This window comes from Amorphus orientalis, assembly GCF_030814015.1.
GTDB classification, from domain to species: Bacteria; Pseudomonadota; Alphaproteobacteria; order Rhizobiales; family Amorphaceae; genus Amorphus; species Amorphus orientalis.
The window spans coordinates 1-17052 of record NZ_JAUSUL010000009.1 but is presented as its reverse complement, the minus strand read 5'-3'; the positions used below and the strand labels follow the sequence as shown (position 1 = coordinate 17052).

Below are 17052 nucleotides of genomic sequence, written 5' to 3'. Positions count from 1 at the left end.
GGTCGTGAAGTGGCGGGTCGAACATTCGGCGCGGGACTTTCGCGGCGGCGCCGATTCCGGCTATATCGACCCGGGTCCTCGTAGCTCAGCAGGATAGAGCATCAGATTCCTAATCTGAGGGTCGCAGGTTCGAATCCTGCCGGGGACACCACTTTTCCGCACCACGGCTGAAGCATCGGGATGGAAGGCGGTCGCGCCAGTCCAATGGGACGCGTGTGCGGCGATGTTCGATTGATGTAGCGCGCAACTTCGGTTGGCAGCGGTGCGCAAGCTCGGTCGCCATCAACGTTCCGCCGGATGAGCCTTGTTTGGAAGGCGCTTCCAAGGAGCGGCAAAGCACCTGTTCGGAGACAGGTTCAGGCCGGTCTCACGGCCAGGGCACGGCGCGATATTCAGATGCCGATCTCCATCGGGGGCGAGATAGGAATGATCGGTGACACGCTCGCCGGACTCAGCTTGCAAAAGGGCAGGCCGCCAGCAGATTGCATTTTGGATCGATAGCCAGTTTACTTTCTGGATGGGTTCTCTGGGGGCTGGATGCAATGAGATCTCTTGCCGGCTTGCTGCTTTTCTTTTGGTCCTTTTCGGCATCCGCGCAGACGCCGACACCGGAAATTCCGAACGCAAGTCTCAATGACATCGCGATGGTTCAACAGCATCCGGGTAGCCCGACCGGGGCGGTGATCGTTTACAACCCCCACCTCTGCAATCAGATCGGTTTGGCCTGCGTCTTCTTTAAGTTTCATGAGCATGGCCATGTTGCACTCGGCCATCCGTTTACGATGGGGGTGCATCCTGCAGCCCTCGAGAGGGATGCCGACCGGTTCGCCGCAACTCACGCGCCCCCGCCTGCCATCTTTACCGCGTGGCAATTGTTCATGAACGGCGGCAGCAGCGCGAATTTCGTTGTGTATGGGACCCCCTACCAACGGGCCCATCGGCTCTGCGTCTTTTCTCAGCAGGCGGGAACGTGGATCGGGCCGAGTCCGTGTCCCTAGGCCGTCGTGACCTAGTGAGAGATCATCCACGGGCGGGCGGAAGGGAACGACTTTGAGCCGTCCGGGCGATGGAGGGTCTTGCGGCCTTTCTTAGCCGTCCCCCCGCCGCAGCAGCCGCATCCGGGACCATGCCCGTGGGAGCTTGCCCGCTTCGGCTCGTGGGCCGAGCGTTCGTTGACGGCGTGGGCGGTGCGGGTGGCGGTGTCGAGCAGGCCCAGACGCGGCGCCGTCAGCATGACCCGGGGCGCGGAGGCGCCGCAGTCGGGACATTCGCACGGCTCGGCGTAGGCGCTCATCGGGCGCAGTGCCGTGAAGGCCCCGTGCTCCTCGCAGTAATAATCATAGAGCGGCATGGCTCTTTCTCCCTTCAGCGATATCGAAGAACCGGCTCGCAGTCATTCTCCTGCCCCGCGAGGCCAGCGCGCGACCGCGCGCCGGCCGGTCAAGAGGCGAGGAGCGCAGCGACCGGGACCATGGGGATCGCCGCGCCCGCGCAGCCGCGAGCGTAGCGAGCTGGCGTGAGCGCAAAAAACCGGTTTCCTCTTCACCGCAATCCCGGACGGAATACCGGTTCCCACTTTTCCTGGGATTGCTCTACAGATCCGGCGCCAGCGGTACGTCGACGGAGCCGTCCAGATACTTCGTCGGCCCGTCCTTGCCCGGCATCATGTCGAATTCGAAGATGTCGGTCGGCAGCCATAGCGTCGCGCAGGCGTTGGGGATGTCGACGACGCCGGAGATGTGCCCCTGCACCGGCGCTGTGCCGAGGATCGCGTAGGCCTGGGCGCCGGTGTAGCCGAACGTCTTCAGGTACTCGATGGCGTTGAGGCAGGCCTGCCGGTAGGCGATGTGGACGTCGAGATAGTGCTGCTTGCCGGCCTCGTCGACGGAGATGCCCTCGAAGATCAGGTAGTCGTCGTACTTCGGCGTGATCGGGGAGGGCCGGAAGATCGGGTTCTTGATCCCGTACTTGGCCATGCCGCCCTTGATCAGATCCACCTTGATGTGCAGCCAGCCGGCCATCTCGATCGCGCCGCAGAAGGTGATCTCGCCGTCGCCCTGGCTGAAATGCAGGTCGCCCATGGAAAGGCCGGCCCCGTCCACGTAGACGGGGAAGTAGATCTTCGAACCGCGTGACAGATCCTTGATGTCGCAGTTGCCGCCGTGTTCGCGTGGCGGCACCGTGCGGGCGCCCTCGGCCGCCGCCTTGTCGCGGGCCTCGCCGGTGAGCTTGCCCATGTGGGCCGACTGGGTGTTGGGCAGGGTGGCGAGCTCGGGGACCCGGTCGGGATCAGTGTCGACCAGCGCCTTTTCGCGCGTGTTCCACATGTCGAGCATCTTGCGATCGGGCAGGCAGCCGATCAGGCCCGGATGGATCAGGCCGGCATAGCGCACGCCGGGCACGTGGCGCGACTTGGTGAACATGCCCTCGAAGTCCCAGATCGACTTCTGCGCCTCGGGGAAATGCTCGGTCAGGAAGCCGCCGCCGTTCTTCTTCGAGAAGAAGCCGTTGAAACCCCACAGCATCGTGTCGAAGGCGCCGATGTCGAGAATGTCGACGACGAGCAGGTCGCCGGGTTCCGCGCCCTTCACGCCGATCGGGCCGGACAGGTAGTGGACCTGCTGCAGCTCCACGTCGCGCACGTCGGCCGCATCGTCGTCGTTCTTGATCTGCCCGCCGGTCCAGTCGTAGGTCTCGACCAGGAAGTCGTCCCCGGGCTCCACCCAGTCGGCCATCGGCAGATCCGGATGCCAGCGGTTGTGGATCTTCTCGTTGGTGTGCGGGCTTTCGCCCAGATCGATCTTGATCAGCGTTTCGGGCATCTTGGCTCCCCTTCTTCCAAAGTGATGAAATGGCCGTCCGTGACTTGATCTAGACGGACAGGAATTTGGCGACCTTCTCCTCGTCGATGGTCTCGCGCGGGCTCTCGTGCACGATCTCGCCGTTCTCGATGACGAGCACCCGGTCGGCGACGTCGAGGGCGAACGAGAGGACCTGTTCGGAGACCACGATCGACAGGCCGCGCTCGTCGCGGATGCGGCGGAGCGTGCGGCCCATGTCGCGGATGATGGACGGCTGGATGCCCTCGGTCGGCTCGTCGAGAAGCAGCACCTTCGGCTTGGAAGCGAGCGCGCGCGCCACAGCCAGCTGCTGCTGCTGGCCGCCGGACAGGTTGCCGCCCCGGCGACCCTTCATTTCCAGCAGGACCGGAAAGAGTTCGTAGATGGTCTCCGGAACGGTGGTCTCTCCGGTGACGGTCAGCCCGGTCTCGATGTTCTCCCGCACCGTCATGGTGGAGAAGATCATCCGGCCCTGGGGCACGTAGGCGATCCCGTTCGCCACCCGCCGGTAGCTCTTCATGGACGTGACGTCGGTGTCTCCGACCCGGATCGACCCCGACTTCGGCGGGATGATCCCCATCATCGACTTCATGAGCGTGGTCTTGCCCATGCCGTTGCGGCCCATGATGGCGACGATCTCGCCGGGCGCGACATCGAGATCGATGCCGTGCAGGACCTCGCTTTCGCCGTAGGCGACGTGCAGGGAGTGGACGTTGAGCATCTTCGGCTCTCCTCGGAAGGGGCGCAGTGCCGTCGCCGGATCCCCGTCCGGCGCCGCGGCGGGTCAGTGCCCGAGATAGACCTCGATCACGCGCGGGTCGGTCTTGACCTTCTCCATCGACCCTTCGGCCAGCACCTTGCCCTGGTGGAGGACGGTGACCTTGTGGGCGATGTCCTCGACGAACCCCATGTCGTGCTCGATGACGATCACGGCGTGGTCCTGGATGATCCGGTTCAGGAGCTCGGCGGTCTTGCGCCGCTCCGCCACCGACATGCCGGCGACCGGCTCGTCGAGCATCAGGAGTTCGGGCTTCTGGATCAGGAGCATGCCGATCTCCAGCCACTGCTTCTGGCCGTGGGAGAGGTGGGCCGCCTTGTCCGTCAGGTGGTCGCCGAGGAAGATCATCTCGGCGACCTCATGGATGCGCTCGATCACCGCCTGGTCGCGCTTGAAGAACAGCGCCCCGAACACGTTGTGGCCCTTGGGATAGGACAGTTCGAGATTCTCGAAGACGCTGAGGTCCTCGTAGATCGACGGGTTCTGGAACTTGCGCCCGACGCCGGCATGGACGATCTGGTCCTCCCGCATCCGGGTCAGATCGTGGCCCTTGAACCTGACGGACCCGCCGGATGAGCGCGTCTTGCCGCAGATCAGGTCCAGCACGGTGGTCTTGCCGGCCCCGTTCGGTCCGATGATCACCCGTATCTCGTTCGGGTCCACGTAGAAGGAGACGTCGTTGACCGCCTTGAACCCGTCGAAGGAGACCGTCAGGGCCTCGACGGCGAGAAGGAAGTCTTTCTGTTGCGGCGCGGCCGATGCTGCTTGGGGGGTCATGGCGTGTCCTTCCTCACTCTGCCGCCGCGTCGGGCGCGGGTGTTGCCCCGGGCGCGGGACGGACATCTCCGGAGCGGCGCAACAGGCGCTTCAGGTGCGGCTCGACGTGCTCGGCGTAGAGGCCGGCCAGGCCCTGGGGGAAAGCGAGCACCACGCCGATGAAGAGCGCCCCCATGGCGAACAGCCAGAGTTCGGGGAAGCTCTCCGAGAAGGTGGTCTTGGCCCAGTTGACCAGCAGGGCTCCATAGACGGCGCCGAAGATGGAGTAGCGGCCGCCGACGGCGCAGAAGATCACCATCTCGATCGAGGGCACGATGCCGACCAGCGTCGGCGACATGAAGCCGACCTGGAGCGTGAACATCGCCCCGCCGATGGCGGCGAAGGCGGAGCCCAGGCAGAAGACGAACACCTTGAAGTTGGCCACGTCGTAGCCGGAGAAGCGGACCCGGTCCTCCTGGTCGCGGATGGCGATCAGGAGCCGGCCGAGCTTGGAGCGGCGCACGAACTGGGCCGCCACAAGACAGCCGAACAGGAGCACCGCGTTGACGAAGTAGAGGATCACCTTGGCGTCGTCGGTCCGGATGTCCCAGCCGTGCAGGGTCCTGAGGTCGGTGATGCCGTTGACGCCGCCGGTGTAGCCCTGCTGGCCGATGATCAGGATGGTCAGGATCGCGGCGATGGCCTGGGTGATGATGGCGAAATAGACCCCGCCCACGCGCCGCCGGAACATGGCGATGCCGATGATGAAGGCCAGCGCCGTGGGAACCGCGATCACCGCGAAGATGGTGAAGGCGAAGGAGTGGAACGGCTCCCACCACCAGGGCAGGGCGGTCACCTGGTTCCAGTCCATGAAGTCCGGGATGCCGGGGGTGGACTGGATCGCGGTGTTTTCCGGCGAGGAGGCTTCCAGCTTCAGGAACATGGCCATGCAGTAGCCGCCGAGCCCGAAGAACACGCCCTGGCCGAGGGAGAGGATGCCGCCTGCGCCCCAGCACAGAACCAACCCGAGGGCGACGAAGGCGTAGGTGAGGTACTTGCCGAACAGGTTCAGCCGGAAGGTGTCGAGCCCGAGCGGCAGGACCACGAAGATTAGCGCGGCGAGGACGAGAAACCCGATGATCTCGGCGCTGGTGAAGGTGCGGTTGGCGAAGGATGTCATGATGCCGGCCCTCAGCTGCGGATCTTGAGGCTGAACAGACCCTGCGGGCGCAGCATCAGGATGCCGACGACGGTGAGCAGGGTGAGAACCTTGGCCATCGAGCCGGACAGGAAGAACTCCATGATCGACTGGGCCTGGCTGATGGAGAAGGCCGAGGCGAGCGTGCCGAACAGGCTCGCGGCTCCGCCGAAGACGACCACCAGGAAGGTGTCCACGATGTAGAGCTGGCCGGAGGAGGGGCCCGTCGACCCGATCATGGTGAAAGCCGCCCCGGCGACGCCGGCGATGCCGCAGCCGATGCCGAACGTCATCCGGTCGACGCGCTCGGTGTTGATGCCGACGGCGCCGGCCATGGTGCGGTTGAACATCACCGCGCGGACCTGCTTGCCCCAGCCGCTCTTCAAGAGGAGCAGCGCCACCGCGACGAAGATCGCGAAGGTCAGCACCATGACGAAGATGCCGTTGATCGGCAGGTCGATCATGTCGGTGAGCGGCAGGGCGCCCATCATCCAGTCCGGGATCTGAACGCCGACCTCGCGGGCGCCGAAGATCGAGCGGTAGGTCTGCTGCAGGATCAGGCTCAGGCCCCAGGTCGCCAGCAGCGTGTCGAGCGGCCGGCGGTAGAGGTGCCGGATCATCGCCCATTCCACAAACATGCCCAGCGCGCCTGCCGCGATGAACGCCAGGATCATGGCGATGAAGAAGTAGATGCAGAACAGGCCGGGAATGTACGTCTCGAAGATGTTCGAGCAGAGATAGGTGACGTACGCGCCCAGAATCATGAATTCGCCGTGCGCCATGTTGATGACGCCCATCTGTCCGAAGATGATGGCGAGGCCGAGGGCCATGAGAACGAGGACGGAGAAGAGAATAAGGCCCGCAAATCCCTGCATGGCAAAGATCGCGACGAGCTCGCTGGATGAATAGCCGTCAAACATGGCAGATGCCCCCGGTGCCGAAAGGACGCCGCGCGATGATCGGCGGCTTCAGGTCGTAAACCGCTCGGCGGCAGGCGTCCCCGCATGTGCGGGAGACGCCCTTGGCCGCAGAGGGAGGCGGCTTACTGGTAGCCCTCGGGGAACGGATCGGGCTCGACCAGTTCGGAGGTCTCGTAGACCACGTCGTACTGGCCGTTCTCGAGCGCCCGGCCGACGCGGGTCTTGGACCAGAGGTGATGGTTCTCGTGGATGCGCACGTAGCCTTCCGGCGCTTTGGTGAACTCCAGGCCGGGGGACGCTTCGCGCACCTTGTCGACGTCGAACGAACCGGCCTTTTCCACGGCCATCTTCCACAGCCACGGGCCCAGATAGGCGGCCTGGGTCACGTCGCCGATGACCATGTCCTCGCCCCACATGTCCTTGAACGCCTTGACGAATTCCTTGTTGTTCTCGTTCTCCAGGCTCTGGAAGTACTTCATGCAGGCATAGGCGCCCTCGATGTTCTCGCCGCCGATGCCGCGGATCTCGTCCTCCGTCACGGAGATCGTCAGCAGCAGCGGGTTCTCCTGGGTCATGTCGATGCCGGCCGCCTTCAGCTGCTTGTAGAAGGCGACGTTCGACCCGCCGACCACGATCGCGTAGATCACGTCGGGTTTCCTGAGCCGGATCTTGTTGATGACCGAGTTGAACTGGGTGTGGCCGAGCGGGTAATACTCTTCGCCGACGACCTTCAGGCCCAGCTTGTCCTCGATGTGCTTGCGCGCGATCTTGTTGGAGGTGCGCGGCCAGATGTAATCGGAGCCGAGCAGGTAGAACGTCTCGGCTCCGCGCTCCCTCACGACCCAGTCGATGCCGGCGATGATCTGCTGGGTCGCTTCCTGGCCGGTGTAGATGACGTTCGGCGACTCCTCGAGACCCTCGTAGAAGGTGGGGTAGTAGAGGAAGCCGTTGTACTGTTCGAAGACCGGCAGCACCGCCTTGCGCGACGCCGAGGTCCAGCAGCCCATCACCGAGGCGACCTTGTCGTTGACCAGCAGTTTCTTCGCCTTTTCGGCGAAAGTCGGCCAGTCCGAGGCGCCGTCCTCCTGGATGTAGTTGATCTTGCGGCCGAGCACGCCGCCCTGGGCGTTGATCTGCTCTATGGCGAGCTTCTCGGCCTGAACCGATCCGGTCTCTGAAATCGCCATCGTGCCGGTGATGGAATGAAGAATTCCGACAGTCACCGTGTCGTCGGTCACCGCAAGCCCGGTCGTATTCACCTGCGCGGTCGGGTAATCCTGCGCACGCAAGCCTTTCGGCATGAACAGTGCAGCAGAAAGAGCGGCGCCGCCCATGAGAACACTGCGCCGGTTGACCGGCGGATTCAGGCCGGAAGGTGTTTTTCGATCAGTCATCATGCCCCTCGCAAGTGACGTTGGTGGAACGGTTGCTTGGTTGTTCGGGCCGTCTGACCCGTTTCGAGGAGCATCGTCGCGGCTGGTGCGCTGCAGCAATGGGTGAATTTACCCATGGTGCTACGCAAAATTGGAGGTCATGCTGCTGAAACTGGCGTCGCTCTGCGGTTTTCGCTGGGGATGTCGGAGACCGAGATCTTGTGAGCAACGGGGACCGGCCGACGGATTGCATCGTCACGTTGCAATGCAGCATGCCGGAAGTGGCAGTTGGACGCGGTGGATCGCTCGATAGACCGGGCGCGGCCGATCACTCGGCAGCGCCGCACCTACAATCAGTGGGTCGCGAACGAGACGCTGGAGGATTTCGCGCTGCGCTTCACCGCGCGCCGGGCCCGCCGCTGGTCGTTCGGCCGGGTCGCGAACACGGCGATCGGGTCGATCTCGTTCCTTGCGCTCGAGGCGATCGGCGGAGCGATCACGCTGTCCTACGGGTTCGACAACGCGATCGTCGCGATCATGCTTGTCGGCCTCGTGCTGTTTCTGACCGGCCTGCCGATTTCCTACCATGCGGCCAAGGCGGGCGTGGACATCGATCTGCTGACGCGTGGCGCGGGCTTCGGCTACATCGGGTCCACCGTCACCTCGCTGATCTACGCCTCGTTCACCTTCATCTTCTTCGCCCTTGAAGCGGCGATCCTGTCGCTGGCACTGGAGCTCTGCTTCGGGGTGCCGCTGGGGATCGGATATCTCCTGAACGCGCTGGTGGTGATCCCGCTGGTGACCCACGGCTTCACCAAGATCTCGATCTTCCAGAAGTGGACCCAGGCGCTCTGGATCATCCTGCACATCACGCCTTTCGCCCTTGTGGCGGTCTCCGGCCATCTCGGCCTGGCGGACTGGATGTCGTTCGCGCCCCGCAACGGGGTGTCAGGCAGCGGGCTGGACCTTCTGATGGTCGGCGCGGCCTCCGGGGTGGTGTTCTCGCTGATCGCCCAGATCGGCGAGCAGGTCGATTTCCTCCGCTTCCTGCCGGAGCCGACCACGCCGGCGGAAAAGCGCAAATGGTGGCTTGCCCTCGTCACCGCCGGTCCGGGCTGGTCCGTCCTTGGCGTGGTGAAGATGCTGGCCGGGTCCTATCTCGCCGTCCTGGCGGTCCATGCGGGCGTCGCCTCCTTCAACGCGGTCGAGCCGACCCAGATGTATCTGGTCGCGTTCCAGACCATGATCCCCGATGCGATGATCGCGCTGGCCCTGACCGGCGCCTTCGTCGTGGTCTCCCAGCTCAAGATCAACGTCACCAACGCCTATGCCGGCTCCATCGCCTGGTCGAACTTCTTCTCCCGGCTGACCCACGCCCATCCGGGCCGCGTCGTCTGGCTGCTGTTCAACGTCCTGATCGCCCTGATGCTGATGGAGCTCGGGGTCTTCGCGGCGCTGGAATCCACGCTGACCATCTATTCGACGGTGGCCGTCGCCTGGATCGGCGCGATCGTCGCGGATCTGGTGATCAACAAGCCGCTCGGCCTCAGCCCGCCCGGCATCGAGTTCCGTCGCGGCCATCTCTATGACATCAACCCGGTCGGCGTCGGCGCCATGGTCGGCTCGGCGGCGCTGGGGCTGGCGGCCAGCGGCGGCCTGTTCGGAACGACCGCCGATGCCTTTGCCACGGCGATCACCCTGGCCGCCACCTTCGTCCTCGCCCCCCTGATCGCCTGCGCCACCAGGGGCCGATACTATATCGCCCGTCCGCCGGAGCCGCTGGACGAGAGCGAGGTCGCCTGCAGCCTGTGCGGCAACGTCTTCGAGCGCGAGGATTCCATCCACTGCCCGTTCTACGCCAACTGGATCTGCTCGCTGTGCTGTTCGCTGGACGCGCGCTGCAGCGACATCTGCAAGCCCCACGGCAGTCTGCCCGAACAGCTCAAGGACCTGGTGGATTGGGCCTTTCCGGAGCGTGTCGGGCGGGCGCTCAAGACCCGCTACGCCGTGTTCGTCGTTCTCATGGCGGGCGCGGCCCTGGCGATCGGCCTGCCGATGCGGTGGATCTATCTGGTCAGCACCGACCCGGCCGGCTCGCTCGTCCAGGCGTTGTGGCTGTCCTACGCAATGCTGATCTTCATCGCCGGCATCGCCATCTGGTTGTTCGTGCTGGCCCAGGAAAGCCAGCGCACCGCCATGGCCGAAAGCGAGCAGCAGGCCCAACTCCTGATGCGTGAGATCCGCGCCCACAAGCACACCGACGCCGAACTGCAGCGGGCGCGGGAGGCGGCGGATGCGGCGAACGTGGCCAAGAGCCGCTACGTCGTCGGCATCAGCCACGAACTGAGGACGCCGCTGAACGCCATTCTCGGCTATGCCCAGCTCCTGGAGAACGATCCGGATCTGCCCCCGCGCCGCCAGGAGGCGGTCTCGGTCATCCGGCGGTCCGGCGAACATCTCTCCGGCCTGATCGAGGGCCTTCTCGACATCTCGAAGATCGAGGCCGGACGGCTGGAGATCGATTCCGATATCATCTATCTGCCGGAATTCCTGAACCAGCTTGCCGCCGTGTTCCGCATGCAGGCGGCCGAAAAAGGCCTTGTCTTCACGTATGAGGCGACCGATCGGCTGCCGGGATGGGTCCGCAGCGACGAACGCCGGCTCCGCCAGATCCTGATGAACCTCTTGACCAACGCCATCCGCTACACGGAGACCGGCGAGGTCCGTTTCGAGGTCCAGTATCGCAGCGAGGTCGCGCGGTTCACCGTGACCGATACCGGCCCTGGCATTCCCGAAGACCAGATCCCCCGCATGTTCCTGCCGTTCGAGCGGCTGACCCGGCCGCACGGGCCGGTCGTACCCGGCACGGGGCTCGGCCTGACCATCACCAAGCTTCTCACCGAGATCCAGGGCGGCGAGATCACGGTGGACTCGGTGGTGGGCGAGGGGAGCCGGTTCGAGATCCGCCTGATGCTGCCGAGGGTTCACCGGCGCACCACGCTACCCGCCGATCATCGCCGCAGGGTCAACGGCTACCGCGGCCCGCGCCGCACGATCCTGGCCGTGGAGGACGAACCCGACCATCGCGCCCTGATCCAGGACGCCCTGCGCCCAGTCGGCCTGTCGCTCCACTTCGCCGAAAGTGCGGAAGCCGCCATTGCCATGTTGCCGGACCTGGTCCCCGACCTCTTTCTTCTCGATGTGGCGCTTCCGGGCATGAGCGGGTGGGAACTCGCCGAACATCTGCGTGCCCACGGCCACGAGACGACGCCGATCCTGATGGTGTCCGCCCATGCCAACGACCTGCGCACGCGCGGGGCCCAGGGCGCGCTGCACGATGATTTCATCTCCAAGCCGATCAACATCGACGAGCTTCTGATCAAGCTCGAGCGGCACCTGAAGATCACCTACACGCTGGCCGGCGGCGTTGAGCGCGCCGAGGCGCTGGAGCATCCGAGGCTTCCGCGAGACCGGATCGAAGAGCTTCGGCACTTCGCCCAGATCGGCTATCCGCGCGGGCTACGGCAGACCCTCTCGGCCATCGAGGTGGACGATCCGGGCCTCAGCAGCACCGTGGCGCGCCTGCGCGGCATCGTCGCGACCTACGATCTGCCGCACCTCGACAAGGTGCTCGGCGACATGGAGCGCGACCATGATGCTTAACCAGACGCGCGACATCGTGCTGGTGGTGGACGATGCGCCCGAAACGCTGTCGATGCTGATCGACACGCTGGAGGAGGCGGGTCTGACGGTCATCGTTGCGCGCGACGGCATCACCGCGCTCACGCTGGCGCGCCGGGTCCAGCCGAACGCGATCCTGCTCGATGCCATGATGCCGGAGATCGACGGTTTCGAGACCTGCCGGCGGCTCAAGTCCGGACCGGACCCGGTCGCCGCGCCGATCATCTTCATGACCGGCCTGTCCGACCCCTCCCACATCGTCGCCGGACTTAGGGCCGGCGGCGTCGACTACGTGACCAAGCCGGTAAACACGGAAGAGCTCATCGCGCGCGTGGCCATCCACATCGCCAACGCCCGCCTGATCGACGATACCCGCAACGCGTTCGATGCGGTCGGTCAGCCGGTGATGGCGCTCAGTCCGACCGGTGCCATCGCATGGGCTTCGGTCCAGGCGCTGGATATCGCCGGCCGCGCGCTGCAGATCGCCGACGACGGCTCCGAGATCGGCAATGCTGCGTTTCTCGGCTGGGTGGCGTCGGTCTGGGAAAGCCCGACCTCGTCGGTCGCCCCCTGGGAGGCGGCGGAGGGACGCGGCCACGTCACGGTGACCTATATCGGTCGCACCACGTCCGGCGACGTGCTGGTGCGCGTCTCCCGAGGGGAACAGGCGGACGAGGCGCTCTTCCGGGAGAAGCTCGGCCTGACCCAGCGGGAGGCGGAAGTGCTGCACTGGATCGTTCAGGGCAAGTCGAACCGGGACATCGCCGAGATCCTCTCGCTCAATCCCGGCACGGTGAACAAGCATCTGGAGAAGATTCTCGACAAGTTCGGGGTCGAGAACCGGACGGCCGCCGCCGTTCAGGCCCTGCGCGCGCTGGGCACGCGCTAGAGCGTTGCCCACCTTCACGGAAACGGTTCTGTCTCGTGTTCGGTGGGGCGATCCGTCAGGCAGCGGCGCTCGCCCGGCCGGGATGCTGCAGGTCGGTGTTGCCGCCCGAGGCGACGATCACGCAGGTCCGTCCGGCGAGTTCGATGCGGCCCGCCAACACCGCGGCGAGGGCGATGGCGCCGCCCGGCTCCAGCACGACCTTGAGGTGATCGAAAGCCACCCGCATCGCCTCTTCGGCCTCTTCGTCGCTCGCGGTGAGCCCGCCCGCGAGGAGCCGCCGGTTGATCTCGAAGGTGATCTCGCCGGGCATCGGCGACAGCAGCGCGTCGCAGATGGAGTGTCCGCCCGGAGCGTTGCCGAGCCGTTCTCCGGCGGCAAGCGACCGTGCCGTGTCGTCGAAGTCCGCCGGCTCCGCCGACCAGATCTCGGTGGCGGGCGACAGCGCCTTGACGGCCGTTGCCGTCCCCGCGGTCAGGCCACCGCCACCGGCCGGCACGATCACCAAATCGATCGAAAGGCCGAGGGTCGCGGCATCCTCCATGATCTCAAGGCCGACCGTACCCTGGCCGGCGATGATGTCCGGGTCGTCGAACGGCCGTACGAGGGTCGCGCCGGTTTCCTCGACGATTGCGGCGGCGATCGCGGCGCGGTCTTCCGTCGCGCGATCATAGAGCACCACACGGCCTCCGTAGCGCTTCGTGCCGTCGATCTTCGCGCGCGGCGCGTTCGACGGCATCACGATCGTGGCCGGTATTCCGAAAATACGTGCGGCATATGCGACGCCCTGGGCATGATTGCCGGACGAATAGGCGACGACGCCCTTTTCGCGCTCGGACGGCGTCAGCCGGGAAATCTTGGTGTAGGCGCCGCGGAACTTGAAAGAGCCGGTCCGCTGCAGGGCCTCCGGCTTGATCAGGACCCGGCCGCCCGTGTGCTGGTTCAGCCAGTCATTCTCCAGAAGCGGCGTTCGAATCGCCTGTCCCCGCAGGCCGTCGGCTGCGCGCCGGATGTCGTCGAGATCGGGACGGGAGGACATCGAAAGGGGCTCCGCACGGGGCAGGGTGGAGGGTATGGGGCTGTGCGCACTCTATCCGACCGCTGCGCCGACGCCAGTGCGCGCGCGCAGCGAATTTCGCGCAGGCAGACGGCTGCGCGCTGCGCGCGCTTCTGGTCTGCGCGTTTGCCGGGACGCCGGGTCTTGCCGCAGCCTGCCACGCGCCTTATCCCCTTGCGGAGACGTGAACCCTGATCCCTCGAGCTCATGGTGGCGGACTTGATAAACAGGTCCTGCCGCCCGACAATGAAGACATCATGGTAACATTGCTCGACACCACCGAACGTCAGGACGCCGAGGCGCGGGCCGCGCGTCCGCGGCACCCGGAAAAGGCGCGCCGGCCGGAAACGCCGACGCAGCGCAAACCCGACTGGCTGCGCGTCAAGGCGCCCGGCTCGCCGGTCTATCGCGACACCCAGAAGATCGTGAAGGAAAACGGCCTCGTCACGGTCTGCGAGGAAGCCGGGTGCCCGAACATCGGCGAATGCTGGTCGAAGAAGCACGCCACGTTCATGATCATGGGCGACACCTGCACTCGGGCGTGCGCGTTCTGCAACGTGCGCACCGGCCTGCCGGACGCGCTCGATCAGGACGAGCCGCAGAAAGTGGCGGAAGCCGTCGCCAAGCTCGGCCTCAATCACGTGGTCATCACCTCCGTCGACCGCGACGATCTCGATGACGGCGGCGCGGAGCATTTCTACCGGGTGATCACCGAGATCCGGAACGCAGCGCCCGGAACCACCATCGAGATCCTGACTCCGGACTTCCTGCGCAAGCCGGGCGCGCTGGAGCGCGTCGTGGAGGCCAAGCCAGACGTCTTCAACCACAATCTGGAGACGGTGCCGGGGCTGTATCTGACCGTGCGGCCGGGGGCCCGCTACTACCACTCGATCCGGCTGCTCGACCGGGTGAAGCAGCTCGACCCGGGCATGTTCACCAAGTCTGGGATCATGGTCGGCCTCGGCGAGGAGCGGAATCAGGTGCTCCAGCTGATGGACGACCTGCGCTCCGCCGACGTGGACTTCCTGACCATCGGCCAGTATCTCCAGCCGACCCGCCGGCATCACGCCGTGGTCCGCTTCGTTCCGCCGGAAGAGTTCAAGTCGTTCGAGGCGATCGCCTATGCCAAGGGCTTCCTGATGGTGTCGGCGAGCCCGCTCACCCGCTCGTCGCACCACGCCGGCGAGGACTTCGAGCGGCTGCGCCAGGCTCGCGAGGCGCGCACCCGCGCGTGAAACCCAACCCGCTCCAGGTCGTTGTCCTCTCATGCCGCATTTCGAAACCACGCACCGAGTGAACCACTCTGCCGAGGACATGTTCGACCTGGTGGCGGACGTGGAGAAGTATCCGAACTTCGTGCCCCTGTGCCAGTCGCTCTCCGTGCGTGGGCGCCGGGAGCAGGGCGACGGCACGGAGGTGCTGGTGGCCGACATGACGGTGGCCTACCGGTTCATCCGCGAGACCTTCACGTCGCGGGTGGTGCTCGACCGGGCGAACCGGACGATCTTCGTGGAATATCTCGACGGCCCGTTCCGTCACATGGAGAACCGGTGGACCTTCAAGCCGGTCGATGACGAGCACTCCGAGGTCGGCTTCTACATCAACTACGAGTTCAAGAGCCGGGCGCTGTCCGCCGTGATGGGGTCCGTGTTCGACCGGGCGTTCCGCAAATTTGCCACGGCGTTCGAGGAACGCGCCGACGAGGTCTACGGGACCTGACCAGCAAATCCCAGCGAAAGTGGGCACCGGTTTCGCGTCCGGCTTTGCGGTGAAGAGATCTTCTCCCTCACGCCGAGTTCGCTTCGCTCATGGCTCCGGGTGGGCGGCCGGTCCTTAAGTCCCGGTCGCTTCGCTCCGCGCTTCTTGAGCGGCCGGCGCGCTGTCTCGCTCTGACGAGCAAATTCCAGCGAAAGCCGCTGTCTGTCCGACATTGAAGGCCGCCCGAGGCCTCATGCCGGGGAAAGGGCCCGATCCGGTCACGCCGCCAGCGCGAGCCGTGGGCCGGCCTGGCGATAGGCCAGCGCCTCGGCGAGATGCAACCGGCCCACCCGCTCGCTGCCGTCGAGGTCCGCGAGCGTGCGGGCCACCTTGAGCACCCGGTGATAGCCGCGGGCCGACAGCCGCATGGCTTCCGACGCATCCCGCAGCAGTCTGGCGCCCTCCGTGTCCGGCCGGGCGATGTCCTCGATCAGGCTCGGGCCGCAGTCCGCGTTGGTCCGCGCGGGCGCGCCGAGGGCTGCGAAACGGGCCGCCTGAAGCTCCCGCGCGGTCTTGACCCGGGCCGCCACCTCGGCCGAGCCTTCGCCGGGCGCGGGCAGGGCCAGATCCGCGGCGGTCACGGCCGCCACGTCGATGCGGACGTCTATCCGGTCGAGAAAAGGCCCGGACAATCGCGCCTGATACTCCGTGGCGCAGCGGTCGCCGCGCCGGCACTGGTGGCCCGGCTCGCCGTAGTAGCCGCAGCGGCACGGGTTCATGGCGCAGACGAGCTGGAACTGGGCGGGATAGCTGACCCGGTGGTTGGCCCGCGCGATCACGGCCCGGGCCGTCTCCAGCGGTTCGCGCAGGGCGTCCAGCACCTGGGGGGCGAATTCCGGCAGTTCGTCGAGAAAGAGCACGCCGAGATGGGCCAGCGAGACCTCGCCCGGCCGCGCCCGCACGCCACCGCCGACCATGGCCGCCGTCGAGGCGGAGTGATGAGGCGAGCGGAACGGCCGGCGCTGGGACAGCCGGCCCTCGCCGAGCTGACCCGCGATCGACTGGACCATCGACACCTCGAGCAGCTCGCGCGGCGACAGCGGCGGCAGGATCGAGGGTAGACGCTGGGCGAGCATCGACTTGCCGGCGCCGGGCGGCCCCACCATCAGGAGATTGTGTCCGCCGGCCGCCGCGATCTCCAGCGCCCGCTTGGCGGTCTCCTGGCCCTTCACGTCGACGAGGTCCGGCAGCGGCGCGTCTTCGGACCGGATCCGCGGATCCGGCCGGGACAGGACCTGGGTGCCCTTGAAATGGTTGGCGAGCGCGATGAGGCTGCGCGGCGCCAGGATCGCCATGTCGCCGGAAGCCCAGGCCGCTTCGGGCCCGCAGGCGGCCGGACAGATCAGGCCCTTGCCGAGCGCGTTGGCCCCGATCGCCGCGGGCAGGGCGCCGGCAACCTGGGCGATCGTGCCGTCCAGCGACAGCTCGCCGAGGACCACGTAGTCGAGCACCTGATCGGCCGGCACCACGCCCATCGCCGCCATCAGACCGATGGCGATCGGCAGATCGTAGTGGCTGCCTTCCTTCGGCAGGTCGGCGGGTGCCAGATTGACGGTGATGCGCTTGGGCGGCAGCGACAGGCCGGAGGCGATCAGCGCCGAGCGGACCCGCTCCCGGCTCTCCGCCACAGCCTTGTCGGGCAGGCCGACGATGGTGAAGGCGACCGCGCCCGGCCCGATCTGGACCTGAACGTCGACCGGAACCGCCTCGACCCCCTGAAACGCCACCGGAAAATCAAGATATTGAAAATCAAAGACAAATAGATTGGCTGAATTGGCCGGTACCATGGCCAATACCATGAACGA

14 protein-coding genes and 1 tRNA gene are annotated in these 17052 nt (G+C 66.0%); 6 read left to right on the top strand and 9 right to left on the bottom strand.

Annotation, left to right across the window (positions count from 1 at the left end; genetic code table 11):
• Positions 1 to 74: 74 nt before the first annotated feature.
• Positions 75 to 151: transfer RNA gene (locus J2S73_RS21295), tRNA-Arg, on the top strand.
• Between the two features lie 391 nt (positions 152 to 542).
• Positions 543 to 998 carry a hypothetical protein gene (locus tag J2S73_RS21290; protein ID WP_306887722.1) on the top strand — a complete coding sequence of 152 codons (456 nt, stop codon included), beginning with the start codon at positions 543 to 545 and terminating at the stop codon, positions 996 to 998.
• Positions 999 to 1009: 11 nt separating this feature from the next.
• Here J2S73_RS21290 and J2S73_RS21285 read toward each other — a convergent pair whose 3' ends face one another.
• The 7 genes from J2S73_RS21285 to urtA form a co-directional block, all read right to left on the bottom strand.
• Entirely contained in the window at positions 1010 to 1351 is a 342-nt protein-coding gene (locus J2S73_RS21285) for an FmdB family zinc ribbon protein (protein ID WP_306887721.1), read from the bottom strand.
• A gap of 241 nt (positions 1352 to 1592) precedes the next feature.
• Positions 1593 to 2822: a formamidase gene (fmdA, locus tag J2S73_RS21280; RefSeq protein ID WP_306887720.1), complete on the bottom strand. Its 1230-nt coding sequence runs from the start codon at positions 2820 to 2822 to the stop codon at positions 1593 to 1595.
• Positions 2823 to 2871: 49 nt separating this feature from the next.
• Positions 2872 to 3561 (bottom strand): urea ABC transporter ATP-binding subunit UrtE, encoded by a 690-nt coding sequence (urtE, locus tag J2S73_RS21275; RefSeq protein ID WP_306887719.1) that lies wholly within the window; start codon positions 3559 to 3561, stop codon positions 2872 to 2874.
• Positions 3562 to 3624: 63 nt separating this feature from the next.
• Complete coding sequence (urtD, locus tag J2S73_RS21270; protein ID WP_306887718.1) at positions 3625 to 4395, bottom strand: urea ABC transporter ATP-binding protein UrtD; 771 nt, start codon at positions 4393 to 4395, stop codon at positions 3625 to 3627.
• Between the two features lie 13 nt (positions 4396 to 4408).
• Positions 4409 to 5554: an urea ABC transporter permease subunit UrtC gene (gene urtC / locus J2S73_RS21265; RefSeq protein WP_306887717.1), complete on the bottom strand. Its 1146-nt coding sequence runs from the start codon at positions 5552 to 5554 to the stop codon at positions 4409 to 4411.
• 11 nt (positions 5555 to 5565) lie between these two features.
• Complete coding sequence (urtB, locus tag J2S73_RS21260) at positions 5566 to 6492, bottom strand: urea ABC transporter permease subunit UrtB (RefSeq protein WP_306887716.1); 927 nt, start codon at positions 6490 to 6492, stop codon at positions 5566 to 5568.
• 122 nt (positions 6493 to 6614) lie between these two features.
• The gene (gene urtA, locus J2S73_RS21255) at positions 6615 to 7889 is read right to left on the bottom strand and encodes an urea ABC transporter substrate-binding protein (protein WP_306887715.1); all 1275 of its coding nucleotides are present in this window, start codon (positions 7887 to 7889) and stop codon (positions 6615 to 6617) included.
• 273 nt (positions 7890 to 8162) lie between these two features.
• Here urtA and J2S73_RS21250 point away from each other — a divergent pair, with 273 nt between their 5' ends.
• Positions 8163 to 11528, top strand: coding sequence for a hybrid sensor histidine kinase/response regulator (locus J2S73_RS21250; protein WP_306887774.1), 3366 nt, complete (start codon positions 8163 to 8165; stop codon positions 11526 to 11528).
• Complete coding sequence (locus J2S73_RS21245) at positions 11518 to 12435, top strand: response regulator transcription factor (protein ID WP_306887714.1); 918 nt, start codon at positions 11518 to 11520, stop codon at positions 12433 to 12435. Before J2S73_RS21250 ends, J2S73_RS21245 begins: the two co-directional genes overlap by 11 nt.
• Positions 12436 to 12490: 55 nt before the next feature.
• Here J2S73_RS21245 and J2S73_RS21240 read toward each other — a convergent pair whose 3' ends face one another.
• On the bottom strand, positions 12491 to 13471 hold the full coding sequence (locus J2S73_RS21240) for a threonine ammonia-lyase (RefSeq protein WP_306887713.1): 981 nt from the start codon (positions 13469 to 13471) through the stop codon (positions 12491 to 12493).
• Between the two features lie 275 nt (positions 13472 to 13746).
• Here J2S73_RS21240 and lipA point away from each other — a divergent pair, with 275 nt between their 5' ends.
• A complete protein-coding gene (lipA, locus tag J2S73_RS21235) occupies positions 13747 to 14724 on the top strand; it encodes a lipoyl synthase (RefSeq protein WP_306887712.1) in 978 nt (325 codons plus the stop codon).
• A gap of 31 nt (positions 14725 to 14755) precedes the next feature.
• Positions 14756 to 15208 carry a type II toxin-antitoxin system RatA family toxin gene (locus J2S73_RS21230; protein WP_306887711.1) on the top strand — a complete coding sequence of 151 codons (453 nt, stop codon included), beginning with the start codon at positions 14756 to 14758 and terminating at the stop codon, positions 15206 to 15208.
• A gap of 257 nt (positions 15209 to 15465) precedes the next feature.
• Here the strand turns inward: J2S73_RS21230 and J2S73_RS21225 are convergent, their stop codons facing one another.
• The gene (locus J2S73_RS21225) at positions 15466 to 17034 is read right to left on the bottom strand and encodes a YifB family Mg chelatase-like AAA ATPase (protein WP_306887773.1); all 1569 of its coding nucleotides are present in this window, start codon (positions 17032 to 17034) and stop codon (positions 15466 to 15468) included.
• Positions 17035 to 17052 lie beyond the last annotated feature (18 nt).

Bases quoted from the DNA above. Each gene is read 5' to 3' on its own strand.
- J2S73_RS21245 (WP_306887714.1), top strand. From the start codon at position 11,518: ATGATGCTTAACCAGACGCGCGACATCGTGCTGGTGGTGGACGATGCG.
- J2S73_RS21230 (WP_306887711.1), top strand. From the start codon at position 14,756: ATGCCGCATTTCGAAACCACGCACCGAGTGAACCACTCTGCCGAGGAC.
- J2S73_RS21285 (WP_306887721.1), bottom strand. From the start codon at position 1,351: ATGCCGCTCTATGATTATTACTGCGAGGAGCACGGGGCCTTCACGGCA.
- lipA (WP_306887712.1), top strand. From the start codon at position 13,747: ATGGTAACATTGCTCGACACCACCGAACGTCAGGACGCCGAGGCGCGG.
- urtE (WP_306887719.1), bottom strand. From the start codon at position 3,561: ATGCTCAACGTCCACTCCCTGCACGTCGCCTACGGCGAAAGCGAGGTC.
- urtA (WP_306887715.1), bottom strand. From the start codon at position 7,889: ATGATGACTGATCGAAAAACACCTTCCGGCCTGAATCCGCCGGTCAAC.
- J2S73_RS21225 (WP_306887773.1), bottom strand. From the start codon at position 17,034: ATGGTACCGGCCAATTCAGCCAATCTATTTGTCTTTGATTTTCAATAT.
- urtD (WP_306887718.1), bottom strand. From the start codon at position 4,395: ATGACCCCCCAAGCAGCATCGGCCGCGCCGCAACAGAAAGACTTCCTT.
- fmdA (WP_306887720.1), bottom strand. From the start codon at position 2,822: ATGCCCGAAACGCTGATCAAGATCGATCTGGGCGAAAGCCCGCACACC.
- urtB (WP_306887716.1), bottom strand. From the start codon at position 6,492: ATGTTTGACGGCTATTCATCCAGCGAGCTCGTCGCGATCTTTGCCATG.
- J2S73_RS21240 (WP_306887713.1), bottom strand. From the start codon at position 13,471: ATGTCCTCCCGTCCCGATCTCGACGACATCCGGCGCGCAGCCGACGGC.
- urtC (WP_306887717.1), bottom strand. From the start codon at position 5,554: ATGACATCCTTCGCCAACCGCACCTTCACCAGCGCCGAGATCATCGGG.
- J2S73_RS21290 (WP_306887722.1), top strand. From the start codon at position 543: ATGAGATCTCTTGCCGGCTTGCTGCTTTTCTTTTGGTCCTTTTCGGCA.